Source organism: Paracoccus thiocyanatus (assembly GCF_900156255.1).
In the GTDB taxonomy this organism is placed as follows: Bacteria; Pseudomonadota; Alphaproteobacteria; order Rhodobacterales; family Rhodobacteraceae; genus Paracoccus; species Paracoccus thiocyanatus.
The window spans coordinates 139,362-162,312 of sequence record NZ_FTMK01000007.1 but is presented as its reverse complement, the minus strand read 5'-3'; the positions used below and the strand labels follow the sequence as shown (position 1 = coordinate 162,312).

The 22,951-nt window shown below is 67.2% G+C and carries 25 protein-coding genes, 1 tRNA gene and 1 pseudogene; 17 read left to right on the top strand and 10 right to left on the bottom strand.

Annotated features, from left to right (window positions below):
* A pseudogene (locus tag F3H32_RS07700) lies at nucleotides 1-210 on the bottom strand (IS21 family transposase); the annotation flags it as partial.
* Nucleotides 211-345: 135 nt separating this feature from the next.
* Between F3H32_RS07700 and F3H32_RS18160 the strand changes: the two are divergent.
* Nucleotides 346-564, top strand: coding sequence for an integrase (locus tag F3H32_RS18160; RefSeq protein ID WP_149765325.1), 219 nt, complete (start codon nucleotides 346-348; stop codon nucleotides 562-564).
* 15 nt (nucleotides 565-579) lie between these two features.
* Here F3H32_RS18160 and F3H32_RS07690 read toward each other — a convergent pair.
* A tRNA-Arg gene (locus tag F3H32_RS07690) sits at nucleotides 580-656 on the bottom strand.
* A gap of 84 nt (nucleotides 657-740) precedes the next feature.
* Nucleotides 741-2,171 (bottom strand): sensor histidine kinase, encoded by a 1,431-nt coding sequence (locus F3H32_RS07685; protein ID WP_149765324.1) that lies wholly within the window; start codon nucleotides 2,169-2,171, stop codon nucleotides 741-743.
* A gap of 237 nt (nucleotides 2,172-2,408) precedes the next feature.
* On the opposite strand from F3H32_RS07685, the gene rpmH reads away from it, so the two are divergent.
* The 10 genes from rpmH (at nucleotide 2,409) to F3H32_RS07635 (ending at nucleotide 10,986) form a co-directional block, all read left to right on the top strand.
* Complete coding sequence (gene rpmH / locus F3H32_RS07680) at nucleotides 2,409-2,546, top strand: 50S ribosomal protein L34 (RefSeq protein WP_115754894.1); 138 nt, start codon at nucleotides 2,409-2,411, stop codon at nucleotides 2,544-2,546.
* 31 nt (nucleotides 2,547-2,577) lie between these two features.
* Nucleotides 2,578-3,021, top strand: a complete 444-nt coding sequence (gene rnpA / locus F3H32_RS07675) for a ribonuclease P protein component (protein ID WP_149765323.1) — start codon at nucleotides 2,578-2,580, stop codon at nucleotides 3,019-3,021.
* Nucleotides 3,018-3,260 carry a membrane protein insertion efficiency factor YidD gene (gene yidD, locus F3H32_RS07670; RefSeq protein ID WP_149765322.1) on the top strand — a complete coding sequence of 81 codons (243 nt, stop codon included), beginning with the start codon at nucleotides 3,018-3,020 and terminating at the stop codon, nucleotides 3,258-3,260. The genes rnpA and yidD overlap by 4 nt, the downstream gene beginning before the upstream one ends.
* A 49-nt stretch (nucleotides 3,261-3,309) precedes the next feature.
* Entirely contained in the window at nucleotides 3,310-4,203 is an 894-nt protein-coding gene (ttcA, locus tag F3H32_RS07665) for a tRNA 2-thiocytidine(32) synthetase TtcA (RefSeq protein WP_149765321.1), read from the top strand.
* A 60-nt stretch (nucleotides 4,204-4,263) separates the two neighbouring features.
* Nucleotides 4,264-5,544, top strand: coding sequence for an EAL domain-containing protein (locus tag F3H32_RS07660; protein WP_149765320.1), 1,281 nt, complete (start codon nucleotides 4,264-4,266; stop codon nucleotides 5,542-5,544).
* A 510-nt stretch (nucleotides 5,545-6,054) separates the two neighbouring features.
* Entirely contained in the window at nucleotides 6,055-7,965 is a 1,911-nt protein-coding gene (gene yidC / locus F3H32_RS07655; RefSeq protein ID WP_149765319.1) for a membrane protein insertase YidC, read from the top strand.
* A complete protein-coding gene (locus tag F3H32_RS07650; protein WP_149765318.1) occupies nucleotides 7,962-8,720 on the top strand; it encodes an MOSC domain-containing protein in 759 nt (252 codons plus the stop codon). The genes yidC and F3H32_RS07650 overlap by 4 nt, the downstream gene beginning before the upstream one ends.
* Entirely contained in the window at nucleotides 8,717-9,367 is a 651-nt protein-coding gene (gene yihA / locus F3H32_RS07645; RefSeq protein WP_149765317.1) for a ribosome biogenesis GTP-binding protein YihA/YsxC, read from the top strand. The genes F3H32_RS07650 and yihA overlap by 4 nt, the downstream gene beginning before the upstream one ends.
* A gap of 93 nt (nucleotides 9,368-9,460) precedes the next feature.
* Complete coding sequence (gene argB, locus F3H32_RS07640; protein WP_115754920.1) at nucleotides 9,461-10,360, top strand: acetylglutamate kinase; 900 nt, start codon at nucleotides 9,461-9,463, stop codon at nucleotides 10,358-10,360.
* 107 nt (nucleotides 10,361-10,467) lie between these two features.
* Nucleotides 10,468-10,986, top strand: a complete 519-nt coding sequence (locus tag F3H32_RS07635; RefSeq protein WP_149765316.1) for a SixA phosphatase family protein — start codon at nucleotides 10,468-10,470, stop codon at nucleotides 10,984-10,986.
* On the opposite strand, the gene F3H32_RS07630 is transcribed toward F3H32_RS07635, so the two are convergent.
* Both F3H32_RS07630 and F3H32_RS07625 read right to left on the bottom strand, forming a co-directional pair.
* Nucleotides 10,983-11,942 (bottom strand): 1-phosphofructokinase family hexose kinase, encoded by a 960-nt coding sequence (locus tag F3H32_RS07630; RefSeq protein WP_149765315.1) that lies wholly within the window; start codon nucleotides 11,940-11,942, stop codon nucleotides 10,983-10,985. The two genes, F3H32_RS07635 and F3H32_RS07630, sit on opposite strands and share 4 nt — an antisense overlap.
* Entirely contained in the window at nucleotides 11,942-12,349 is a 408-nt protein-coding gene (locus tag F3H32_RS07625; RefSeq protein ID WP_149765314.1) for a metallopeptidase family protein, read from the bottom strand. The genes F3H32_RS07630 and F3H32_RS07625 overlap by 1 nt, the downstream gene beginning before the upstream one ends.
* A 78-nt stretch (nucleotides 12,350-12,427) precedes the next feature.
* Here F3H32_RS07625 and gltX point away from each other — a divergent pair, with 78 nt between their 5' ends.
* Nucleotides 12,428-13,753 (top strand): glutamate--tRNA ligase, encoded by a 1,326-nt coding sequence (gene gltX, locus F3H32_RS07620; protein WP_149765313.1) that lies wholly within the window; start codon nucleotides 12,428-12,430, stop codon nucleotides 13,751-13,753.
* A gap of 517 nt (nucleotides 13,754-14,270) precedes the next feature.
* Nucleotides 14,271-15,605 (top strand): trigger factor, encoded by a 1,335-nt coding sequence (tig, locus tag F3H32_RS07615; RefSeq protein ID WP_149765312.1) that lies wholly within the window; start codon nucleotides 14,271-14,273, stop codon nucleotides 15,603-15,605.
* A gap of 81 nt (nucleotides 15,606-15,686) precedes the next feature.
* On the opposite strand, the gene F3H32_RS07610 is transcribed toward tig, so the two are convergent.
* The 4 genes from F3H32_RS07610 to rpsF all read right to left on the bottom strand — a co-directional run bounded on the left by F3H32_RS07610 (nucleotide 15,687) and on the right by rpsF (nucleotide 17,908).
* The gene (locus F3H32_RS07610; RefSeq protein WP_149765311.1) at nucleotides 15,687-16,511 is read right to left on the bottom strand and encodes a hypothetical protein; all 825 of its coding nucleotides are present in this window, start codon (nucleotides 16,509-16,511) and stop codon (nucleotides 15,687-15,689) included.
* Nucleotides 16,512-16,669: 158 nt separating this feature from the next.
* Nucleotides 16,670-17,254, bottom strand: a complete 585-nt coding sequence (gene rplI, locus F3H32_RS07605; RefSeq protein WP_149765310.1) for a 50S ribosomal protein L9 — start codon at nucleotides 17,252-17,254, stop codon at nucleotides 16,670-16,672.
* Nucleotides 17,255-17,266: 12 nt separating this feature from the next.
* Nucleotides 17,267-17,494, bottom strand: coding sequence for a 30S ribosomal protein S18 (rpsR, locus tag F3H32_RS07600; protein ID WP_022704737.1), 228 nt, complete (start codon nucleotides 17,492-17,494; stop codon nucleotides 17,267-17,269).
* 18 nt (nucleotides 17,495-17,512) lie between these two features.
* Nucleotides 17,513-17,908: a 30S ribosomal protein S6 gene (gene rpsF / locus F3H32_RS07595; protein WP_115754880.1), complete on the bottom strand. Its 396-nt coding sequence runs from the start codon at nucleotides 17,906-17,908 to the stop codon at nucleotides 17,513-17,515.
* A gap of 289 nt (nucleotides 17,909-18,197) precedes the next feature.
* Between rpsF and F3H32_RS07590 the strand changes: the two genes are divergently transcribed.
* Nucleotides 18,198-18,779 carry a YceI family protein gene (locus F3H32_RS07590; protein WP_149765309.1) on the top strand — a complete coding sequence of 194 codons (582 nt, stop codon included), beginning with the start codon at nucleotides 18,198-18,200 and terminating at the stop codon, nucleotides 18,777-18,779.
* Nucleotides 18,780-18,852: 73 nt separating this feature from the next.
* Here F3H32_RS07590 and F3H32_RS07585 read toward each other — a convergent pair whose 3' ends face one another.
* Entirely contained in the window at nucleotides 18,853-19,875 is a 1,023-nt protein-coding gene (locus F3H32_RS07585; RefSeq protein WP_149765334.1) for a cytochrome-c peroxidase, read from the bottom strand.
* 186 nt (nucleotides 19,876-20,061) lie between these two features.
* On the opposite strand from F3H32_RS07585, the gene prfA reads away from it, so the two are divergent.
* From prfA to F3H32_RS07570, 3 genes are all read left to right on the top strand, one after another.
* Entirely contained in the window at nucleotides 20,062-21,117 is a 1,056-nt protein-coding gene (prfA, locus tag F3H32_RS07580) for a peptide chain release factor 1 (protein ID WP_149765308.1), read from the top strand.
* Between the two features lie 4 nt (nucleotides 21,118-21,121).
* Complete coding sequence (gene prmC, locus F3H32_RS07575) at nucleotides 21,122-21,949, top strand: peptide chain release factor N(5)-glutamine methyltransferase (protein ID WP_149765307.1); 828 nt, start codon at nucleotides 21,122-21,124, stop codon at nucleotides 21,947-21,949.
* Nucleotides 21,950-22,195: 246 nt separating this feature from the next.
* Complete coding sequence (locus F3H32_RS07570; protein ID WP_149765306.1) at nucleotides 22,196-22,951, top strand: DUF4167 domain-containing protein; 756 nt, start codon at nucleotides 22,196-22,198, stop codon at nucleotides 22,949-22,951.

The following is a 22,951-nucleotide window of genomic DNA, read 5'->3' as shown; positions in this document are numbered from 1 at the left end:
CGCCAGCATCTCGTCGAGCTTGCCTTTCCAGGGACCGATCTTCGGCTGCGGTTGGACGGTTCGCTCGTAAGTCATCTCCGTTGCGCCGGACCGGATCACCTTCCGAACCGTGTTCCGCGATACCCGCAGCTCTCGGCAGATATGCTTGATCGACTTCTTGTCCTGGAAATACGCCCGGCGGATCTTCGCAATCGTCTCCACAACCAGCATCCCACACTGTGCCCCCCGATAGCCTCGGAGGCATCATGACCATCAGCGTAAGGGGGTCATTTTTGGAAGCCGATTACCCCGTTACGGGGTCAATTTTGCACGCCGGTTCACAACCTGCGAGGCACAGCGGTCACCTTGCTGGCCGAGGCCGGCTGCGAGGTGCCCCAGATCGCGTCGATCACCGGGCACACGCTGCAATCGGCGACTCGCATTCTTGAGAAATACTTGGCGATGACGCCCGCGCTTTCGAGGGCCGCGATTCAGGCATTCGAGAGCAGCCCGGCCACCGCCTTTGCAAACCAGTTGCAAACCGGCCCCCAGAAGAAGGAGCAGAGCGATGAAGAAACACAATGATGTCTGGATGTTATATGGCGGACCCGGAGCGATTCGAACGCCCGACCCCCAGATTCGTAGTCTGGTGCTCTATCCAGCTGAGCTACGGGTCCGCTGTGAGGCGGTGATTTAGAGTGAGCGTCGGGGGGGCGCAAGGCCAAAATGACCGGGGCGGCAAAGTTTTTCCAGATCGCGCCCTATCCCTCGACTTCCGCATGCCGGGGGCCAAGGCCGGCCAGGTCGCGCGGCAGGTGCAGGACGAATTGCGTCCCCTCTTCGTCGCTGCGCAAAAGCTCCAGCCCGCCGCCATGGTTGCGCACAAGATCGGCGGCGATGGCAAGCCCCAATCCCGTGCCGCCCTTGCGCGACCCGCCCGAAAACGGCTGGAACAGGAAGTCGCGCGCCTTTTGCGGCAGGCCCGGCCCGGTGTCGCCGATGCGGATCCACCATTCCCGGTCGTCCTCGCCGGCGCCGATCTCGATGGTGCCGGGCCGGCGCGTGGCCTCGATGGCCTGGCGGGCGTTGCGCACCAGGTTCGACAGCACCCGGAATAGCTGGTCGCGGTCGGCGCGAATGATCAGGCTGGCCGGGATGTCGGTCAGGAATTCGATGGGCTCGGCGCCGTCCAGCCGGTCGGCGGCCATCGATTCGCCCTCGACCACCTCGGCGACCAGCGCCGAGAGGTTGAAGCGCGACAGCGACGGCGCCGGCTCTTCGGCCTTGCCAAAGGCCAGGGTCGTCTCGCACAGGGTCACCGCCCGGCTGATCGAGTTCAGCAGCTTGGGCGCGGCGCGGCGCACGGCCGGGTCGGCGCTGTTCTCCAGCCGGTCGGCAAAGATCTGCGCCGTGGTCAGGATATTGCGCAGGTCGTGGCTGATGCGGGCCACGGCCTGGCCCAACTGCGCCAGACGGTCCTTTTGCTTCAGCGCCGAAGTCACGGTGCGCTGCGTGGCGGCCAGGGCGGTCTCGGCCTCGTTCAGCTCGGTCAGACGCGCGCTGGGGGTGATGATCGAGCGCACATCTTCGGGGGCCTTGGCATAGGCGGTCATGTGGCTGATGACGCGCCGGATCGGCACCAGCAGCAGCCGCTGGGCGGCCAGGTTCAGCAAAATCGCCGTCAGGACCGAAAAGGCGGCCGAAATCAGCAACAGCCGCAGGCCGTAGTCGATCATCTCGGTGCGCAGGCGGCGGGTGTCGGTGGTGATCTCGATCAACTGCCCGGCCTGGTTCACCGGCGCGCCGATCACCCGGATCACCCGGTTTTGCGCATCGGCGATCTGCACCAGGGCGTCGCGGATCGAGGTCCAGAACGGCTGTTCGCGCAGGTCGTAGGTGGCCGCGATCGGCCCCGGAATCGGCGAGGACAGCACAAGCTGGCGCACATCGTTGCGCCGCAGCACCACGTTGAAGACGCCGGCATTCTCCAGCAGTTCCGATTCCAGCTCGGCGGCCAGCGATTCGTCGGTCGCCAGCAGCGCAAGGCTGGCGATCTGCGCGCGCTCCAGCCGCGATTCCAGGAAATCCAGCCGATAGTTCGCGATCGAAGGCAGCAGGATCAGCAATTCGGCCAGAAGCACGAAAAGGCCGGTGATCAGCGCGAATCGGCCGGATAAGCTATTCAGGGACATGGTGAGCTTTGTTATTCCCTTCGTCTGGCGCCGCTGCTTCACATAGTGGCTGACATTACGCAGTTCAAACCTGCGTGACCGCGGCCGGGTTCCGAAAAGCCGGCCCAGGTGGCGAAAGCTTCGCAATCCGGTTGACTTGGGCCGGCGGGGCGACTATCCAGCGGGCCTCGAATGACCGGCGCGTCTTGCGTGGGCTGATGGCCCATACCCTGGCACGCCCTGACCCGGAGTTTGAAGATGTCCAAACGCACTTTCCAGCCGTCGAACCTGGTTCGCGCCCGCCGCCACGGCTTTCGCGCGCGCATGGCGACCAAGGCCGGCCGCCGCGTGATCAACGCCCGTCGCGCCAAGGGCCGCAAGACCCTTAGCGCGTAAGCCCTGCGCCGCAGGGCGTGGGCTTGCCGTGATGGACAGCGCCACCAAAGCCGCCGCCACCGACCGGGCCGTCGCCGATGCGACGCTGGATGGGGCGGCTTCTGCCGTTTCCGGGCCGGCGCTTGCCACCCTGCGCAAGCGGGCGGATTTCCTGCGCGCGGCCTCGGCCAGGCGGCAGGGCATGCCCGGCTTTCTGCTCCAGGCGCGCCGCCGGCATCAGGACGAGGCGGGGCAGGCGATCCGGGTCGGCTTTACCTGTTCCAAGAAACTGGGCAACGCCGTGACGCGCAATCGGGCGAAACGCCGATTGCGGGCGCTGGCGCGCGCGGTCATGCCGGAAACAGCGCGGCCGGGCTGGGATTACGTGCTGGTCGGCCGGCCCGGCGTCACGGTCGAGCGCGGCTTTGCCGAGATGCGCGCCGACCTGGCCGCCGCCCTGGCGCGGGTCCACGGCCAGCGGGGCGAAGGGTCATGACGCCCTTGGCGCATCTTCTGGCGCTGCCGGTGCGGGCCTATCGGCTGGTGGCCAGTCCTTGGGTGGGGTATGGCTGCCGGTTCCAGCCCACCTGTTCCGCCTACGCGCTGGAGGCGCTGGAGCGGCACGGCGCGGCCAAGGGGGGCTGGCTGGCGGCGCGGCGGGTCTGCCGCTGCCATCCCTGGGGCGGGCACGGCTTTGACCCGGTGCCGGGAAGCGAGCAATCGCCGCAGGATTAACGCGGCGCTTATGCCAAGCAGGGCGCGCAAGCGCGATGGGGACCCAAAGATGCGCGATGAGTTCGATGAAACCGGCGACGGCGAGGCCGAGGAAATCCATCCGCTGTTTCGCGGCGCGCCCGCTTCGACCGAGTTTCGCAAGCTGCGCAAGCGCCTGGTGCGCGAGACCCGCGCCGCGATCGAAACCTATGACATGATCCGCCCCGGCGACCGCTGGCTGGTCTGCCTGTCGGGCGGCAAGGACAGCTACACGCTGCTGGCGGTGCTGCACGAGTTGAAATGGCGCGGTCTGCTGCCGGTGGAACTGCTGGCCTGCAATCTCGACCAGGGCCAGCCGGGTTTTCCGGCGACGGTGCTGCCGCAGTTCCTGACCGAACGCGGCGTGCCGCATCGCATCGAATACCAGGACACCTATTCCGTCGTGAAGGCCAAGGTGCCCCAGGGGCGGACTTATTGCAGCCTGTGTTCGCGCCTGCGCCGCGGCAATCTTTACCGCATCGCCCGCGAGGAAGGGTGCAGCGCCGTGGTGCTGGGCCACCATCGCGACGACATCCTGGAAACCTTTTTCATGAACCTGTTTCATGGCGGCCGGCTGGCGTCGATGCCGCCCAAGCTCTTGAACGAAGAGGGGGACCTGAACGTGCTGCGCCCCCTGGCCTTCGTGGCCGAGGCCGATTGCGACCGCTTTGCCCGCGCCATGGCCTATCCGGTGATTCCCTGCGATCTGTGCGGCAGCCAGGAGGGATTGCAGCGCGTGCAGGTCAAGAAGCTGCTGGACGAATGGGAATCGCGCGCGCCGGGCCGGCGCCAAGTGATGTTTCGGGCGTTGATGAACGTGCGGCCCTCGCATCTGCCGGATCCGAAACTGTTCGATTTCACCGCGCTGATGCCGGATATGTCGGATTTTAGCGAAAAAGACGTGCCGATCCTGCGCGAACATTAACGGAACGAAAAGCTTCGTCGGGCTAGGCTGCGATCCGTGGAACAACAGTCGGATCAAGCTATGGCTTATGGAATCGCGGCGGCCGCATCACGGCTGGCAAGGCTTGTCAGGGGGGAAGGGGCGGCCCAGGACAGGACCCGGCTGGCGCTGGTGCTGCGGGTCGAGAACCTGGATATGCTGCGCGCCAGCATCGGTCCGGTCCTGCTGGAACAGATGCTGGACAAGCTTTTGCTGCGGTTGGTCGCTGAACTGCGGCTGCTGCCGCAGGCCCGCGCCGCGGGCAGCGGTGAAATCCTGGGCCTGCTGGCCGTTGGCCGCCACCAGGCGGTGCCCGGTCTGCTCGCGCGGTTGCAGGCCATCCTGTCCGGCGGGATCGAACTGCCGGATCTGCGCGTCTGCCCGGTGGTGAATGCGGCCATCGTCAGGTGCGACGGCAGTCCGCCGCAGCCGGCGGCGCTTTATGCCAGGGGGCGGCTGGCCTTGCAGGGGCTGAGCCCGGTTTTCGCCACCGGGCAGATCCGGTTCGTCGAGATGCAGCCGCAGGCCGACCCGGCCGCGCTGCCGGACGGGGCGCTTGAGCGGCTTTGCCTGCTGTTCCAGCCGCAGCTTTGTTGCGACACCGGCCAGGTCCTGGCCTTGCGGGTCGCGCCGCGCATGCGGATGGATGGCCAAGACAGTTGCGATCTGGCCGCGCTTCAGCCGCGGCTGGACGATGGGACGCTGGGGCGGATCGTTGCCGAGATGCTGCGCCAGGCGCTGGCCGCGCTTCGCGGCTGGGACCGGCTGGGGGTGCGGGTGCCGGTGCTGTCGGTGCCGCTGACCGACCGGATGCTGGCCGATGCGGCGATTGCGGACATGATACTCTGGGAACTGGACCGGCACGACCTGGTCCCGGCGCGCTTGGAGATCGAGATGACCGAGCCGATCGGCCGCAGCGGTGGGCGGATGCCGGTGACGACCAGCTTGCAGCGCCTAACCGCAGCAGGCTGCGCGCTTGCCCTGGGCGAGTTCGGCACCGGCAGCGCCGGACTGGACGATCTGCGCCGCTTCGGCATCGGCCGCGTCCGCATCGGCCGCACGTTCATCGCCGACTGCGACCGCAGCGCCGAGCAGCAACGCATGATCCTGGCCATGCTGGCATTGGCCGAGCATCTGGACCTTGCCACCCTGGCCGACGGCGTATCGACGCCCGAGGAGAATGCGTTCCTGGCCCAGATCGGCTTCAGCGCGGTGCAGGGTCCGGCCGTCGTGCCGGCGATGGAGGCGGGCGCCGTGGACGATTTCCTGTTGGATCACGATCTTTCGCTGCCGGCCCCCTTCGTCCTGGGCCGCAAGGCGTGAGGGTTCGGGGATGGCAGCGCATGGCCTTTCTTGTCGCGCCGCGACGGGGGTTGCACGGGTGGCGGGGGCTTTGCCCCCCGCGCCGCCGGCCCCAGGGGCCGGCCGCGCGTCCCCCAGGATATTTGTCCACGGAAGACCGCCCAGGGGAAGGCGTACCGGCCCTGTCCTTGGGGCGGGATACCACCTTGCCTTGTCCCGCTTATGGCGAGTGGCAGGGTGGCTTTCGGCCGGGCCGCCCCTCTGCCCGGCGGTGTTCCCCGCCTTGGCGGGAAGTGCCCGATGTTTTGGGTCGTGAGGGCCGCTGCCTGGGAAATCCGGCAGGACCGACGCGCCCCGGTATCGGCCGACGGCAATTCGGCCCCGGACGCGGCGTTTGTGCGGCCCCCACAGTGCTGGGTGGGGGGCACTGGCCGGCCGGTTTTCCGGCAAATTCCCTTGACCTTTGCCGGTCGCTTCTGTTGAAGCGGCCCGAACCCTCGATGCGGGGTGACGACGAAGGGCTGGTCCGGCATGCAAGACAACAACCGCAACCTCATCCTGGCGATGGTGCTTTCCGCCCTCGTCATGCTCGTTTGGTCGATCTTCTTCGCCCCCGAGCCGGCGCCGCCCGCACAGGATGCCACGCCCCCCGCCAGCCAGGGCGCGGTCCAGCCCGAAGCCGCCGCCCCGGCCCTGCCCGGTGCGGTGCCGCAGGGCGCCGCGCCCGAGCTGGATCCGGCAGTTTCGGCCAACGCCGATCCGTCGGCCAATGCCGGGCGGGTGGCGATCGAATCCCCCGCGCTGGCCGGCACCATCTCGCTTGCGGGCGGGCGCATCGACGATCTGGAACTGACCGGCTATCGCGAGACGCTGGACCCCAATTCGCCCTTTGTGCGGCTGTTGTCGCCGACGGCGCAACGCAGGGTCCAGGACGATGGCAGCCCGGTCGCGCCGGGCGGCGATGCCCAGATCGCCGTGCAAAAGCCCTATTACGCGGTCTATGGCTGGATCCCCGCCGCCGGCACCGATCCGGCGCTGGTCCCCGGCCCGGCCACCCTGTGGGAGGTCGAATCCGGCTCGACCCTGGCGCCGGGCCAGCCGGTGACGCTGCGCTGGGACAACGGCGCGGGGCAGGTCTTCCGCCGCACCTATGCGCTGGACGACAAGTTCCTGTTCACCGTTACCCAGACCCTGGAAAATACTGCCGCCACCCCGTTTTCCGCCGCGCCCTATGGCATCCTGGCACGGCATGGCCGGCCCGACACCCAGAACTTCTTCGTCCTGCACGAGGGCGTCGTTGGCATGACCGACGGCAAGCTGCTGGAAGAGAAATACAAGAACCTGCCCGACCTGGACCCGGTTGCCGGCGAAGGCCCCGCGCAACTGATCGAAGTGCAGGAAAACGGCTGGATCGGCTTTACCGACAAATACTGGATGACCACCCTGGCGCCCGCGCCGGGCCAATCCTTTACCGCGGTGGTGAAATACGCCCCCGGCGCCGATATCTACCAGACCGAGGCGCGGATGCCCGTCCAGACCGTCGCGCCGGGCGCGACCGCCACCAGTTCCAGCTATCTGTTCGCCGGGGCCAAGGTGTGGGAGGTCATCAACGGCTACCAGGAAAATCCCGGCATCGACCGCTTCGTCGATTCCATCGACTGGGGCTGGTTCTATTTCCTGACCAAGCCGATCTTCCGCCTGCTGCACTGGCTGCACGCGATGATCGGCAACATGGGCTGGGCGATCATCGCGCTGACCTTCGTGCTGAAGCTGCTGGTCTTTCCGCTGGCGCGCAAATCCTACATCTCGATGGCCAAGATGAAGGAATTGCAGCCCGAGATGGAGGCGGTCAAGCAGCGCACCGGCGATGACCGGATGAAGTACCAAAAAGAGGTGATGGAGCTTTACAAGCGCGAAAAGGTGAACCCCGCCGCCGGCTGCCTGCCGGTGCTGTTGCAGGTTCCGATCTTCTTTGCGCTCTACAAGGTGATCTTCGTCACCATCGAGCTGCGCCACGCGCCCTGGATCGGCTGGATCCGCGACCTGGCCGCGCCCGATCCGTCCAGCCTGTGGAACCTGTTCGGCCTGCTTCCCTGGGCGGCGCCGGGCCAGGGCAGCTTCCTGCACAGCTTTACGCTGCCGGTGCTGGCGATCCTGCTGGGCATCTCGATGTGGATGCAGCAAAAGCTGAACCCGGCCCCGACGGATCCGGCGCAGAAAATGATCTTCGCCTGGATGCCCTGGGTGTTCATGTTCATGCTGGGCGGCTTTGCCTCGGGGCTGGTGCTGTACTGGATCACCAACAACACCATCACCATCATCCAGCAATACACCATCATGTCGATGCACGGCCACCGGCCCGACTTTTTCGGCAATATCCGCTCCAGCCTGCCGTCGCGGGGCAAGGCGGGGGGCAAAAGCCGGGACAAGGGCGGCAAATGACCGCTCGCATCGCGCGGATACGCCGGCACCCGATCAAGGCGATCGGCGGCGAGGATCTGCGCCGGGTCCGCCTGGATGCGGCGCGGCGCCTGCCGGGCGACCGGCTTTGGGCGCTGCTGACCGAGGGCGGAGAGCGTCACGCCGGCGCAGTGCCGGTGCGCTGGCTGCCCAAGTCGTGCTTTCTGCGCGGCGCGGCCGCGGCCGGGTTGCAGGCGGTGCGCGGCGGCTGGGGCGAAGATGCGGAAAGCGGCCGCATCCGCCTGAGCCATCCCGACCTGCCCGACCTGGATTTCGACCCCGAGTCCGAAGGGCCGCGCCTGGTGGACTGGGTCCGTCCGCTTTGGCCCGCGGAAAAGCCCGCGCCGACGCGGCTGGTGCGAGGACCCACCGGCTGGACCGATGAAAGCCAGCCCTGGATCTCGATCCTGTCGCTGGCAAGCCTGGCCGATCTGGAAACGCGGCTGGGCAGGCCGCTGGGCGTGGAACGCTGGCGCGGGAACCTGTGGCTAGAGGGCTGGGCGCCTTATGCCGAACGCGAATTGATCGGCCATGTCCTGACGCTGGGTGGGGTCGAACTGCGCGTCACCCAAGCCATCGGCCGCTGCCCGGCGACCAGCGCCGATCCCACCACCGGGCGCATCGACATCGACATGCCCGAGGCGCTGGAGGCGCAGTTCGGCCATCGCGATTTCGGCATCTATGCCGAGGTGGTGACCGGCGGCGACATCACGCTTGGCGACGAGGTGCGGGCATGAAGGTCGCCTTTCCCATCGCGCCCGAGCCCGATGCCGAAGCCGCCGAGGCGGCGCGCAAGCTGTTCGCCGGCCCGGTCGATTTCCTGAAGGGCGTCGTGGCCATGGACGGGCTGCCCCCGGCCGACCGGCCCGAGATCTGCTTTGCCGGGCGCTCGAATGTCGGAAAATCCAGCCTGATCAACGCACTGACCGGGCGCAACGGGCTTGCCCGCGCCTCGAACACGCCGGGGCGCACGCAAGAGATCAACTATTTCACCCTGGGCGAACAGGCCTATCTGGTGGACCTGCCGGGCTATGGTTTCGCCAAGGCCCCGGTTGCCGTGGTCGCGAAATGGCAGGCGCTGCTGAAAAGCTATCTCGCCGGCCGGCCGACCCTGCGCCGCGCCTTTGCGCTGATCGATTCGCGCCATGGCGTCAAGGATGTGGATCACGAGATCATGAAGCTGCTGGACCGCTCGGCCGTGCCGTTCCAGGTGGTGCTGACCAAGGCCGACAAGATCGGCCCGCAGGCCATGGAGGCGACCGTCGCGCAGGTGCAGCAGGCGTTGCAAAAGCACCCGGCCGCCTATCCCGAGCTTGTGATCACAAGCTCGGACAAGGGCCAGGGCATCGCCACGCTGCGCACGATCATCGCCGGGCTCGACTAGGCGGCGGGGTTGGAACGGCGCGGTCTGGACTGGCCGGCGCGCGCATCCTAGGGTCGGTGCGACGAACAGGGGCTCCTGATGAGAAAGCAGAACATGAACCGAGACTGGATCGCCACCGCCCGCACTCTGTCCGAAGCGCTGCCCTATATGCAGCGATATTCGGGCGCGGTGGTGGTGGTGAAGTTCGGCGGCAATGCCATGGGCGACGACGAGGCGATGGCAGAATTCGCCCGCGATGTCGTGCTGATGCGCCAGGTCGGCATCCATCCGGTGGTCTGCCATGGCGGCGGGCCGATGATCAACGACCTGCTGGGCAAGCTGGGCATCGAGAGCCGTTTCGTGCGCGGCAAGCGCGTCACCACCCGCGAGACGGTCGAGGTGGTGGAAATGGTGCTGTCGGGTCTGGTCAACAAGCGCATCGTGCAGGCGATCAACGATGCCGGCGGCCGCGCGGTCGGGATTTCCGGCAAGGACGACGACCTGATGGTCTGCGAGCCGGACGACCCGGAACTGGGCTTCGTCGGCCGCCCGGTCGAGATGAACGTGCAGATCATCCGCGACCTTTACAATGCCGGGCTGATCCCGGTCATCGCCCCGGTGGCCACGGGGATGGAGGATAACGAGACCTTCAACGTCAACGGCGACACCGCGGCCGGCGCCATTGCCGGCGCGCTAAAGGCCGATCGGCTGCTGCTGCTGACCGATGTGGCCGGGGTCAAGAACGCCTCGGGCGAGGTGGTGACGGCGATGCATCCCGACCAGGTGCGCGCCATGATCGCCGACGGCACTATCGCCGGCGGCATGATCCCCAAGACCGAAACCGCGCTGAAGGCGCTGGAGGAAGGGGTGCGCGCCGTGGTGATCCTGGACGGGCGGGTGCCCAATGCCTGCCTGCTGGAACTGTTCACCGAACATGGCGCGGGTTCGCTGATCCGCTCGACCGAATCGCGGGTCAAGCCGCGGGGCTTGCGCCAGGGCGACAGCGGGCTTTGAACCGCGCGACAACCCGCCACAAAGAGAAGGCTTGCCGCCGCCGCCGCAGCTATGGCAGGCTCGGCGACGCCGCCAAAACTTAACCGCATGGCCGAAAAGGCAATTCGATGACTCCACTCGGACACTGCCGACTGATCCTGACCCGTCATGCGAAATCGTCATGGGACGATCCGGCGCAACCCGATCACGACCGTCCGCTGAATGCGCGCGGCCGCCGTTCGGCGCGCGAACTGGGCGACTGGCTGGCCAGCCGCGGCTATGAGCCCGAAGAGGTGCTGTGTTCCACCGCCGAGCGCACGCGCGAAACCTGGGAGCGGATCGCGCTTGCCCCGCTGGAGGTGCGGCCGCATATCCGGTACGAGCCGGGGCTTTACCACGCCGCGCCCGAGAAGATGCTGGAGGTGCTGCGCAGCGCCTCGGCGCCCACGGTGATGATGATCGGCCATAATCCCGGCATCGCCGAATTTGCCGCCATGCTGCCGGCGCGGCTGCCCCTGGACCCGGATTTCCGCCGCTATCCGACGGCGGCGACGCTGGTGGTCGATTTCCAGATCGGCGATTGGTCCGAATTGCGCCCGGCCCAGGGCAGCGTGCTGGATTTCGTGCGCATGGACGGGCGCGACTAGGCCCCCATCCGCGTCACCACGCGGGCGGCGAACAGCCGCTCGACATCCTCGCCCCGGCACAGTTCGGTTGCGGGCGTCTGAACCGTGGCCGAGGCGGCGGCGGCCGCAAGCCCCAGCGCGTCCCAGACCGGCCAGCCCCGCGCATGGCCCAGCGTGAAGCCGGCCAGGAAGCTGTCGCCGGCGCCGACCTTGCTGACCACCTGGACCCGTGCCGCCTCGGCATGCCAGATGCCCTTATCGGTGGCGATGATATTGCCGTCGCGGCCGCGCGCCACGATCACCCCATGCGCCGCCCCCGAGGCGACAAGGCTGGCCGCAAAGCCCGCCGTATCGGCGCGATAGGGCAGGGGGCGGCCGGCCAGCCCCTCGGCCTCTTCGTCGTCCATGCGCAGGATCTCGACCCGGCGGTCGGTGGCGGCGGCGACCTGGGCCAGCGCCGGGCCCGAAGTGTCCACGACCAGCCGCGCGCCGCTGCCGCGCAGCCGCTGGGCCAGCATGGCGGCAAAGCGTGCCGGCACCCCCGGCGGGTTCGAACCCGACAGCACCACCAGCGCGCCGGGCCGGGCGGCACTGGCGGCGGCTTCCAGCGCGGCATCGACATCGGCCGCGGACCATTCCGGGCCGGGCATGACAAAGCGGTATTGCTGGCGGATGGTGCGGTCGTCCACGGTCACGGATTGCCGCGTCTCGCCCGGCGCGGGCAGGGTGTGCAGCGGGATGCCGGTCGCCGCCAGCAATTCGGCGATGCGCTGCCCGGTGGCGCCGCCAAGCGCGACCAGCGCCGTGCTGTCGCCGCCCATGGCGCGGATCGCCCGGCTGACATTGATGCCGCCCCCGCCCGGATCGAAGCGCGGCGGCTCGCAGCGCAGCTTGGTGTCGGGCACGACGCGAGCGGCGCCGGTGGTCAGGTCCAGGGCGGGATTCAGCGTGATGGTCAGGATCGGCGCCTGGCCCATCATTCCCACCAGCGGTCGATGGCAGCGATGTCGTCGTCGGACCAGCCGAAGTGATGGGCGAATTCATGCACCACGACATGGGCGACCAACTGGCCCAGCGTCACGTCCCCGCGCGCGGCCCATTCGTCCAGGATGGCGCGGCGGAACAGCCAGACCGTGTCGGGGAAATGCTGCGGGTCGCTGGGCGATTTCTCGGTCATCGGCACGCCGTCGTAAAGCCCGGTCAGCTCCAGCGGGTCGTCGATCTCCAACTCGTCCAGGAACTCGTCGCCGGCAAAATCCTCGACGCGCAGCACCACCTGGGCGGCGGGGGCGGCGAATTCCGGCGGCAGGCCGGCGATGGCCTCGCGCGCCAGTTCCTCGATCATGGCCGCGTCCGGGGCCTCGGCATTCTTCCAGTCCAGCATCGGCTTACCTCTGTCTTTGGTCCCCGATATGGACAAAAACCGCCGTTTGTGAAAGAGCGAAGCCGACAGGAGATCCCCATGACCACCACCCGTTTCGCCCCTTCGCCCACCGGCCATATCCATGTCGGCAACCTGCGCACGGCGCTGATGAACTATCTGATCGCGCGCAAGGCGGGCGGCACCTTCATCCTGCGGCTGGACGACACCGACCGCGAGCGCAGCAAGCAGGAATATGCCGACGGCATCCAGCGCGACCTGGAATGGCTGGGCCTGACCTGGGACCGGATCGAGCGGCAGTCGGACCGCCTGGACCGCTATGGCGAGATGGCCCAGGAGCTGCGGGCGTCCGGCCGGCTTTACGAGGTGTTCGAGACCCCGACCGAGCTGGACCTGAAGCGCAAGAAGCAGCTCAACATGGGCAGGCCGCCGGTTTATGACCGCGCCGGGCTGAAGCTTTCGGCCGAGGACAAGGACCGGCTGCGCGCCGAGGGCCGCGCCGGCTATTGGCGCTTCCTGCTGGACCAGGAGCGGATCGAATGGACCGACGGCATCCTTGGGGGTATCTCCATCGACGCGGCCAGCGTGTCGGACCCGGTGCTGATCCGCGCCGACGGGCAGGTGCTTTATACTTTTGCCAGTTCCGTGGATGACGCCGACATGGGCGTGACCCATATCGTGCGCGGCGCCGACCACGTGACCAATACCGCGACGCAGATCCAGATCATCCGCGCCCTGGGGTCGGAACCTCCGGCCTTTGCCCATCACAGCCTGCTGACCGGGGCGCAGGGCGAGGAACTGTCCAAGCGCCTGGGCACCCTGTCGATCAAGGACCTGCGCGAAAACGGCGTGGCGCCCGAGGCGCTGTTGTCGCTGATGGCGCGGCTGGGCTCGTCGCAGCCGGTGGAACTGAAGACTTCGCTGGACGAGCTGGCCGAGGGGTTCGAGCTGTCGCAATTCGGCGCCTCGCCCACCAAGTTCGACGCCGAGGACCTGTGGCCGCTGACGCGCGAGGCGAACCAGGCATTGCCCTTTGACCGGGTGCGGGCGCGAATCGACGCGCTGGGCGTGCCGGCCGATCTGGCCGAGCGGTTCTGGCGCGTCGCCTCGCAGAACATCACCCGGCTGGACGACCTGGCCGGTTGGTGGGACATCTTCTCGCAAGGGGCCGAGCCGCAGATCGACCCCGAGGATGCAGATTTCATTGCCCAGGCGATGACGCTGCTGCCGCCGCCGCCCTATAGCGATGCGACCTGGGGCGAGTTCACCAATGCGGTCAAGCAGGCGACCGGCCGCAAGGGCAAGGGCCTGTTCATGCCGCTGCGCAAGGCGCTGACCGGCCAGGCGCATGGGCCGGACATGTCCGATGTCATGCCGCTATTGCAGGTGGTGCGGGCCCGCGGCTGATCGCCCGTAAAGGGGCGTCCATGCGCGCCGCCCGATGGGGCCGGGATGACCGGGGTGGAATCGACAACCGGGCGAACGCAAGGCGCGTCCGCCCGGTCGGGTCGAACAAGACCACTGAACCACTTACCCAGGTTAACAAACAACCACTTACGGCACAGGAACTCTATGAACCTTGCCCGCGGGAAAGGAAATATGTCCATAAGTTAGGTTCCGTTCGTTGACCTAATCACATCCAAGCCAAGGCTGCAGGCGGATTTTTCCCGTGAGTTCCTGGATCGCGCCGCGGCGGTTCTTTTGGCCTTGCATTGCTGCGCCGCGTGGCGTTTTCCCCACCCCTTTGCCCCAGGCCGCAGCGGGCGCGCAACCGGGGTAAATCCGCGTTCCTCCTTGCTATGCGGGGCGAAATCCCCTAGCTAGCGCGCTGAAACAGGCGGGGGCGCGGGACGGCAGGTTCCGGTGCCGGCAGGGCTGGCAAGCCTTGGACCCGCGCGATCGGTTCGTGGATGAAGGAAGACAAATGCAGGTCAAGGAAACCCGGAACGAAGGGCTGAAGCGGGGCTATGAATTCACCCTGCCCGCGGCCGATCTGGCGGCGCAGGTGGATGCGAAGCTGAAAGAGACCCAGCCCGAGGTCGAGATGAAGGGCTTCCGCAAGGGCAAGGTGCCGATGGCGCTGCTGAAAAAGCAGTTCGGCCAGCGTATCATGAGCGATGCCATGCAGGAGGCGATCGACAAGGCGCTGCGCGACCATCTGGAGCAGTCGGGCGACCGCCCCGCCGTGCAGCCCAAGATCGAGATGGTCAATGGCGAGACCTGGAAGGAAGGCGACGACGTCGTCGTCACCGTCGCCTATGAGGCGCTGCCCACCATCCCCCAGGCCGACCTGTCCGGTGTCGAACTTGAGCGGCTGGTCGTCGCCGCCGGCGAAGACCAGGTGACCGAGGCGCTGGAAAACCTGGCCAAGAACGCCCAGAACTTCGAAGATCGCAAGAAGGGCACCAAGGCCAAGGACGGCGACCAGGTCGTGATCGACTTCAAGGGCATGGTCGATGGCGAAGCCTTCGAGGGTGGCTCGGCCGAGGATTACCCGCTGGTGCTGGGCTCGAACAGCTTCATTCCCGGCTTTGAGGAACAGCTGGTCGGCGCCAAGGCTGGCGACGAGGTCAAGGTCGAGGTGAAATTCCCCGAGGATTATGGCCACCCCACGCTGGCCGGCAAGGACGCCGTCTTCGAAACCACCGTCAAGGCGGTCAAGGCGCCGAAAGCCGCCGAGATCGACGACGAACTGGCCAAGAAATTCGGTGCCGACAGCCTGGACGCGCTGAAAGCCCAGATCCGCGAGCGGCTGGAGGCGGAATACCAGGGCGCCTCGCGCCAGGTGCTCAAGCGCGCGTTGCTCGACAAGCTGGACGAGCTGGTCAAGTTCGAGCTGCCGGATTCGCTGGTCGAGGCCGAGGCGCAGCAGATCGCGCATCAGCTTTGGCACGAAGAACACCCCGAAGAGCACGGCCATAACCATGGCGAGATCGAGCCGACGGACGAGCACAAGGCGCTGGCCGAACGCCGCGTCCGCCTGGGCCTGCTGCTGGCCGAGATCGGCCAGAAGGCCGAGATCAGCGTCTCGGACCAAGAGATGACGCAGGCGGTCATGCGCCAGGCCCGGCAATATCCGGGGCAGGAGCGCGCTTTCTTCGAGTTCATCCAGCAAAACCCGCAGGCGCAGCAGCAACTGCGTGCGCCGATCTTCGAAGACAAGGTCGTGGACCATATCGTCGAAGGCGCCAAGGTTTCGGAAAAGCCCGTGACCAAGGAAGAACTGGAAAAAGCCATCGAGGCGCTGGATCAGCTTTGATCCCCTGCACCGGCTGACATGGAATGGCCGCCCCATTAGGGGGCGGCCATTTTCGTTGCGGCGACGATGCTGGCCCCCGCGTCAAAGCCGGTGGATGCGCGGGTCCTGGTCTGCCGGGCCGCCAGGCGGCACCGCATCGGCGCCGTCGTCAAGCAGCGGGTCGTCACGCAGGTCCGGCATGCCGGTCGCGGCGGTCCGCGAGCCGGGGCGCGCGGTTTCGCGATTCTGGCTGCGGGCCTGCGGCGATGCGGGCTTGCGGTCGACGATATCGCGTACCAAGGCGGCCGCGTCGCCGAATTCCCGCATGATCGCGCTGGCTTGGCCGGCGACGGTGCGAAAGCCGCTGACGGCCGATTCCACCGCACGCATCACGTTTTCGACACCTTCGGTCAGGCTGGCCGTATTGGCCTCGATCTCTTTCATCAGCGGTTGCCGCGGGCGGCGCGGCGCGGGGCGGGGCTGCCGGTCGCGTTCGGCGGCGGCCCGGATGTGCTGCGCGGCGCGGGCGGCCTCTGCGTCGCGGCTGCGCATCCGCTCGCGCATGGCCTCGCGTTCGGCGGGGCTAAGGTCGGCATAGCACGGCGCCAGGCTGCCGCGCCGCCCCGAGGGCGAATCGTCTTGCGAGAATCGGTCGAACAGATGCCGGGCCGCGACGACCGTTCCCGCGGTCAGGGCCGCGGCGGCCAGCCCGGCGCCGCCCAGCACCAGCCATTTCGCCCCGCGCGAGGGTCGCGGCCAAGGCCGGCTGCCATCGGGGGCAAGATCGCCATGCGGCGGAATGCGCCGCGATTCGGCCGGCCCCGGCCGGGGGCGATGGCCTGGGGGAACCGGGCGCGGGCCAAAGCGGGTTTCGCTGGTCACGTCGGCCTGGGTATGGGTGATGGGCGGGTCGTCCTGGTGGCGCATTCGGGAACATCCTCTGCGAAGGGCGCTTCGGGATTTCAACCCGGCAACCCCGCTAATGTTCCGCCAAAGCCGCGGGGCGGGCAAGCCGCCCAGGCCCGCGGCCATGAAAAAACGCGCCGGCAAGCGGCGCGTTCTTGATGTTTGGCGATAAGGCGCGATCAGTTCGCGACTTCGTCCTCGTCGCGGCCGGCCGAGCCGAGATCGTCGAACAGTTCGGCGATTTCGAATTCCGCGGCGGCTTCCTCTTCGGCGGCCAGTTCCTGGATCGACTTGCCCGTGGCTTGCAGCTCTGCCTCTTCGGTCGAGCGGGCGACGTTCAGCCGGATCGTCACATCGACTTCCGGGTGCAGGTGCACGCGAACCTCGTGCAGGCCCAGATCCTTGATCGGGGCGGTCAGCACAACCTGGCGACGCTCGATTGCGAAACCTTCGGCATTGGCGACATCGGCGGCATCGCGCGGCGTGACCGAGCCATAAAGCGCGCCGGCATCAGAAGCCGAGCGGATGATGACGAAGGACTGGCCGTCAAGCTTTTCGGCGACCTTCAGCGCTTCGGCGCGGGATTCGTCGTTGCGCGAGGCGAGTTCGGCCTTGCGGGCTTCGAACGCCTGGATATTGGCGTCCGAGGCGCGCAGCGCCTTGCCTTGCGGCAGCAGGTAGTTGCGCGCGAAACCGTCCTTGACGCGCACGACTTCGCCCATCTGGCCCAGCCGGGCCACGCGTTCCAGCAGGATGACTTGCATGATCGTCTCTCCTTACTTCACGGCATAGGGCAGCAGGGCGAGGAAGCGGGCGCGCTTGATGGCGCGCGCCAGTTCGCGCTGCTTCTTGGCCGAGACTGCGGTGATGCGCGAGGGCACGATCTTGCCGCGTTCGCTGACGTAACGCTGAAGCAGACGCGTGTCCTTGTAATCGATGGCGGGGGCATTGTCGCCCGAGAAGGGGCAGACCTTGCGGCGGCGGAAGAAGGGTTTGTTGGCCATGATCCTGGTTCCTTTCCCTTAGTTCCGGTCGTCGCGGTCGCGACGCTCGCGCCGCTCGCCGCGGTCGCCACGATCACCGCGCTCGCGCTCGTCGCGCTTTTGCATCTGGATCGAGGGGCCGTCCTTGTGCTCTTCCACGCGGATGGTCAGCACGCGCATGACATCGTCATGCAGGCCAGCAAGACGCTCCATTTCCTGCACGGCGGCCGAGGGCGCGTCCGAACGCAGGAAGGCGTAATGGCCCTTGCGGTTCTTGTTGATCTTGTAGGCGAGCGTGCGAACGCCCCAATATTCGTTGTCCACGACCTTGCCGCCATTGTCGGCGATCACGGTCGAGAAATGTTCGATCAGCCCCTCGGCCTGCGCATTCGACAGGTCCTGGCGGGCGATCAGCACATGCTCGTAAAGCGGCATGTCTGCACCTTTTTTCGGGGCGCACTTCAACGGCGGGACAGCCCTTCCGCGCCCCGCCACGAGAGGCTGCGCCGGTTTCGCATTTGCGGAAGGATGCGGCCTTATAGCCGCCAGGGCAGGGATTGCAAGGAAAAACCCCGGAAACGCTGCCCCAGTGCCCGGCTGCGGCGATTTCGTTTCTGCGCTGCGGCGAAACACGAAATTGTCAGGCCGGTTTCGGGAAACCTTGTTGAAGCCGCAGGATTTTGTGGCAGAACCTTTCCAGAGTCATTCAAACCGGGAGTTCAGCATGAAATCCGTTCTCACCTCTTCGGCCGCCCTGGTCCTGCTTGCGGGCGCGGCCATGGCAGAGCCGGTGGTCTATGAATTCGACCCCGCCCACAGCCAGGTGGTCTTCGAATACGATCACATGGGCTTTTCGACCAGCACCGGCATCATCAACGGCGTCACCGGCACGCTGACGCTGGACGCCGAAAATCCCACCAATTCCAGCGTCGAGGCGACCATCCCGCTTGCCGGGCTGCGCACGGTTTCGGCAGAACTGGACAAGCACCTGTTCGGGCCGGATTTCTTCAATACCGACGCCAGCGGCGCGGTCGCGACCTTCAAATCGACCAAGGTCGAGCCCGAAGGCGACGACAAGGAAGCCAAGGTCACCGGCGATCTGACGCTGAATGGCGTGACCAAGCAGGTGGTGCTGGATGTCGATCTGAACCAGCTTGGCAACCATCCGATGACCGGCAACGAGGTTGCAGGCTTCGACGCCGAATCCGAAATCAGGCGTTCGGAGTTCAACCTGGGCAAGTTCGCGCCCGCCGTCGAGGATGAGGTCGAGATCAAGATCACGGTCGAGGCCGCAAAGGCCGGCTGATCGGCCTGGCCCTGCTGACAGTTGAAAGGGGCCCTTGGGCCCCTTTTTCCGTTCCGTGCAGATGGCCCTGGGCCTACATGGGCGCCGGCAGCGGCGTCGTGTCGGTGCGCATGGGCAGGATCGGGTGGTCGATGATCGGCTGTTCGCCGGTCAGCGCCCCCAGGAAGGCGGTGATGTCTTCCGCCTGCTGGTCGGACAGCTCGGTGCCGATCTGGGCCGAGGACATGATCTTCACCGCCTCGGCCAGATCCCAAACCACGCCCGAGTGGAAATAGGGCGCGGTCAGCGCCGCGTTGCGCAGCGGCGCGGCACGGAAGACATATTCGTCATCCGCCGTCTGGCTGATCTCGTAGCGGCCCTTGTCGCCAGCGGGCAGCACCTCGGCGCCGGGCTTCGCGATCAGGCCGAACGGGTGATAGTCCTGTCCGCCGAAGTTCACGCCATAGTGGCAGGCGGTGCAGCCCGTTTCGATAAAGGCTTGCAGCCCGCGCTTTTCCTGGTCGTCCATCGCCGCGTCATCGCCCGCAAGATAGCGGTCGAAGGCGCTGTTGGGGGTGATCAGGGTCGCTTCGAACTGTTCGATCGCGGCGGCGAAATTGTCGAAGGTGACGGGGTCGGCCTCGCCAGGGAAGGCGGCCTTGAAGGCATCGACATATTCGGGCATCGAATTGAGCGTCTGGACCACCACTTCGGGGGTATTGCTCATCTCGACCCCGGCCTGGACCGGCCCCTTGGCCTGTTCGGCCAGGTCGCCCGCGCGACCGTCCCAGAACTGCGCCGCGTTGAAGATCGCGTTAAGCATGGTGGGCGAGTTGCGCGGCCCCTTTTGCCAGCCATGGCCGATCGAGGTCGGCAGCGCATCCGTGCCGCCCATGCCGACGTTGTGGCAGGTCTGGCACGAGATCAACTGCGAGCTGGACATCCGGGGATCAAAGAACAGCAGCTTGCCGAGTTCGATTTTCTCGGCAGTCAGCGGAACGCCATCGGGATTTTCTTCGGTCTGCTTGATGGCGGTCATCTTTTGGGGAATCGCCTCGAACACGCCCAGGGCTTCCTCGCGCAGGGCGCTGTCGTTCACGGCTTCGGTCTGCGCCATGACCGGCAATGCGGACAGGGCAAGTCCCGTCGCTGTCAGAAAGGGGACGAGTTTCACGTGGTGCCTCCTTTGGCTTGGTGGGCGCGTCTTGCGATAATCTGCACGGATGCGCGCCGCCTTGCTTTGATCTGGGTCATGCCGAGGTTCTGTCTTGTCGCTTTGCGGCGCAACGGCTAATTGCATCAAATGCTGCCGGAAGACCGCCTGAACCAGATCGTCGAGCGCTTCGAATATCTCGAAGCGCGGCTGAATGCCGGCCCTTCGCCCGATGAAATCGCCGGTATTGGCCGGGAATATGCCGAGTTGAAGCCGGTGGTCGCGCAGGTCGCCGCCTGGCGCGAGGCGCGGCGCGCCATCCGCGAGGCCGAGGCGATGTTGGACGATCCCGAGATGCGGGAACTGGCGCAGGACGAATTGTCGCGCCTGCGCGCCGCGCTCCCCGATCAGGAACAGGCGCTGCGCATCGCGCTTTTGCCGCGGGACGCCGCCGACGCCCGGCCCGCGATCCTGGAAATCCGTCCAGGCACCGGCGGCGAAGAGGCGGCGCTGTTCGCGGGCGACCTGCTGGACATGTATCGCCGCTTTGCCGAATCGCAGGGCTGGCAGTTCCAGATGCTGGAACTGGTGCAATCCGATCTGGGCGGCGTCCGCGAGGCCGTGGCGCGGATCGAGGGCGAGGGGGTCTTTGCCCGGCTGAAATACGAATCGGGCGTCCACCGCGTGCAGCGCGTCCCCGAAACGGAATCGGGGGGCCGCATCCATACCAGCGCCGCCACCGTCGCCGTTCTGCCCGAGGCGGAAGAGGTCGATATCGACATCCCCGCGGGCGATATCCGCATCGACACCATGCGCGCCAGCGGCGCGGGGGGCCAGCATGTCAACACCACCGATTCGGCGGTGCGCATCACCCACCTGCCCACAGGGATCATCGTGACCAGTTCGGAAAAGTCGCAGCACCAGAACCGCGCCAACGCCATGGCGGTGCTGCGTGCGCGGCTTTACGACATGGAACGCTTGCGCGCCGATGCCGAACGCGCCGCCGATCGGCGGTCTCAGGTCGGCTCGGGCGACCGTTCGGAACGCATCCGCACCTATAACTTCCCCCAGGGCCGCATGACCGATCATCGCATCGGCCTGACCCTTTACGCGCTTGACCGCATCATGCAGGGCGAGATCGGCGAAATCGTCGAGGCGCTGACCGCCCATGACCAGGCCGCGCGCCTGGCGGCGCAGGGCGGCTAAGCGGATGACCGGGGCCGAGGCGTTGCGGCAAGGCGTCGCACGGCTTGCCGCGGCGGGGGTGCCGGCCGCCGAGGGGGACGCCCGGCTGCTTCTGGGCCATGCCCTTGGCCTGCCGCGCCATCATCTGCCCGCCGCCCTGGCCGCGCCGCTGCCACCCGACGCGCTGCGACGTTTCGACGCATCCCTTGCCGCCCGCGCCGCGCGCCAGCCGGTCAGCCAGATCCTGGGCCGCCGCGCGTTCTGGAAGCACGAGTTCCGCGTGACCCGCGACACGCTCGACCCGCGCCCCGAAACCGAAACCCTGGTCGAGGCCGCGCTGGCCCAGCCCTTTGCCTCGGTTCTGGACCTGGGCACGGGCACGGGCGCCATTCTGATCTCGCTTCTGGCCGAGCGGCCGGCCGCGCAAGGGCTGGGAACCGACATTTCGCCCGCCGCGCTGGCGGTGGCGCGGGACAATGCGGCGCGGATCGGGGTTTGCGCGGATTTCCTGGAATCCGACTGGTTTTCCACGGTCCAGGGACAGTTCGACCTGATCGTCTCGAACCCGCCTTATATCGCACTGGCAGAGATGGAGTCGCTGGTCCCCGAGGTGCGGGAATGGGAGCCGATCCAGGCGCTGACCGACGGGGCGGACGGGCTTTCGGCCTATCGCGCCATCGCCGCCGGCGCGCCGGCGCATCTGCGCCCCGGCGGCCGGCTGCTGGTCGAGATCGGCCCGACGCAGGGCGCCGCCGTCGCGCAACTGATGCATGACGCGGGGCTGGACGGGCCGCAGATCCTGCCCGATCTGGACGGGCGCGACCGCGTCGTCGCCGCCCGGAAGCCGCTTTGATCCGGCAAGGTTCCGCACCTTTTGCCGGTTGTGGCGAAATTTTCGCTTGTAAGCGACGGCCCAGCGTGTTTATTCGCAACTGTGACGGGGGCGCGACGCCCACGCACGGGTCAGTCATACTCGGATAACCCAGCCTTTCACTGGTGACGCGGAAAGCGGACCAAGCGCCGCACCTGCGCTGACACCCGCCTTAGCAATGACCCCAACCTCAGCCGGCCTTGCCGGACATAAACTGACAACAAGCTGATGAGATCATCCAAATCCCGTTCGCGTAACAAGTCGAACCGACAGCGTTCGCTGGGCAATATCGTCAACCGCGTCTTCGATTCCTCGGGTCCCGAGGGCAAGGTGCGCGGCACGCCCCAGCAGATCATCGAGAAATACCTGACGCTCGCCCGCGACGCCCAGCTTTCCAACGACCGGGTGGCCGAGCAGAGCTTTCTTCAGCATGCAGAGCATTACACCCGCATGCTGGGAGAGGCGCAGCGCGAACAGGCCGAGCGCCAGAACCAGCAACAAGGCCGTGACGAGGACCTCTCTGACAGCAATGGACAGGGCGGATCCGAAAACGGCCAGAATGGCCAGAACGGCCATCACGGGCACCGCCACGACCGGCAAGAGCGCCAGGACCGCCGCGAGGATCGCCGGGACGAGCGCCAGCCCGCCCCCAAAGGCGAAGAGCGCGCCGCACCTGCCGCCGCCCAGCCCGCCGCAAGCGGCCTTCCGCCGGCCATCGCCTCGGACGAAGAGGCCGAGGGGCCAATCCAGACCCCGGAAAGCAGCGCGGCCGAAGCCGTGGCCGAACCGGCCGCCAGCCCCGAAGAGCCAGCGGCCGCCGCCCCCGAGCCGGCGCCGCGTCGCCGCACCCGGACCACGCCGGCCGCCGCCGCGCCGCGCAGCCGCAAGAAACCGGCCGACGACGAGGCCAAGCCCGCCACCAAATCCGGCCGGGGCGCGGGCAAGGCCGCCAAGACCCAATCGGAAAGCGCATCGGGCGAATAA

Excerpts from the sequence above, each read along its gene's own strand:
- ttcA (WP_149765321.1), top strand. The coding sequence starts at position 3,310 with ATGCGCGATGAGTTCGATGAAACCGGCGACGGCGAGGCCGAGGAAATC.
- F3H32_RS07570 (WP_149765306.1), top strand. The coding sequence starts at position 22,196 with ATGAGATCATCCAAATCCCGTTCGCGTAACAAGTCGAACCGACAGCGT.
- F3H32_RS07590 (WP_149765309.1), top strand. The coding sequence starts at position 18,198 with ATGAAATCCGTTCTCACCTCTTCGGCCGCCCTGGTCCTGCTTGCGGGC.
- prmC (WP_149765307.1), top strand. The coding sequence starts at position 21,122 with ATGACCGGGGCCGAGGCGTTGCGGCAAGGCGTCGCACGGCTTGCCGCG.
- F3H32_RS07660 (WP_149765320.1), top strand. The coding sequence starts at position 4,264 with ATGGCTTATGGAATCGCGGCGGCCGCATCACGGCTGGCAAGGCTTGTC.
- gltX (WP_149765313.1), top strand. The coding sequence starts at position 12,428 with ATGACCACCACCCGTTTCGCCCCTTCGCCCACCGGCCATATCCATGTC.
- yidD (WP_149765322.1), top strand. The coding sequence starts at position 3,018 with ATGACGCCCTTGGCGCATCTTCTGGCGCTGCCGGTGCGGGCCTATCGG.
- rnpA (WP_149765323.1), top strand. The coding sequence starts at position 2,578 with ATGGACAGCGCCACCAAAGCCGCCGCCACCGACCGGGCCGTCGCCGAT.
- rpsR (WP_022704737.1), bottom strand. The coding sequence starts at position 17,494 with ATGGCCAACAAACCCTTCTTCCGCCGCCGCAAGGTCTGCCCCTTCTCG.
- rpmH (WP_115754894.1), top strand. The coding sequence starts at position 2,409 with ATGTCCAAACGCACTTTCCAGCCGTCGAACCTGGTTCGCGCCCGCCGC.
- F3H32_RS07585 (WP_149765334.1), bottom strand. The coding sequence starts at position 19,875 with ATGGCGCAGACCGAAGCCGTGAACGACAGCGCCCTGCGCGAGGAAGCC.
- tig (WP_149765312.1), top strand. The coding sequence starts at position 14,271 with ATGCAGGTCAAGGAAACCCGGAACGAAGGGCTGAAGCGGGGCTATGAA.
- F3H32_RS07625 (WP_149765314.1), bottom strand. The coding sequence starts at position 12,349 with ATGCTGGACTGGAAGAATGCCGAGGCCCCGGACGCGGCCATGATCGAG.
- F3H32_RS07630 (WP_149765315.1), bottom strand. The coding sequence starts at position 11,942 with ATGGGCCAGGCGCCGATCCTGACCATCACGCTGAATCCCGCCCTGGAC.
- argB (WP_115754920.1), top strand. The coding sequence starts at position 9,461 with ATGAACCGAGACTGGATCGCCACCGCCCGCACTCTGTCCGAAGCGCTG.
- rpsF (WP_115754880.1), bottom strand. The coding sequence starts at position 17,908 with ATGCCGCTTTACGAGCATGTGCTGATCGCCCGCCAGGACCTGTCGAAT.
- rplI (WP_149765310.1), bottom strand. The coding sequence starts at position 17,254 with ATGCAAGTCATCCTGCTGGAACGCGTGGCCCGGCTGGGCCAGATGGGC.
- prfA (WP_149765308.1), top strand. The coding sequence starts at position 20,062 with ATGCTGCCGGAAGACCGCCTGAACCAGATCGTCGAGCGCTTCGAATAT.
- F3H32_RS07650 (WP_149765318.1), top strand. The coding sequence starts at position 7,962 with ATGACCGCTCGCATCGCGCGGATACGCCGGCACCCGATCAAGGCGATC.
- F3H32_RS07635 (WP_149765316.1), top strand. The coding sequence starts at position 10,468 with ATGACTCCACTCGGACACTGCCGACTGATCCTGACCCGTCATGCGAAA.
- yihA (WP_149765317.1), top strand. The coding sequence starts at position 8,717 with ATGAAGGTCGCCTTTCCCATCGCGCCCGAGCCCGATGCCGAAGCCGCC.
- F3H32_RS07685 (WP_149765324.1), bottom strand. The coding sequence starts at position 2,171 with ATGTCCCTGAATAGCTTATCCGGCCGATTCGCGCTGATCACCGGCCTT.
- F3H32_RS07610 (WP_149765311.1), bottom strand. The coding sequence starts at position 16,511 with ATGCGCCACCAGGACGACCCGCCCATCACCCATACCCAGGCCGACGTG.
- yidC (WP_149765319.1), top strand. The coding sequence starts at position 6,055 with ATGCAAGACAACAACCGCAACCTCATCCTGGCGATGGTGCTTTCCGCC.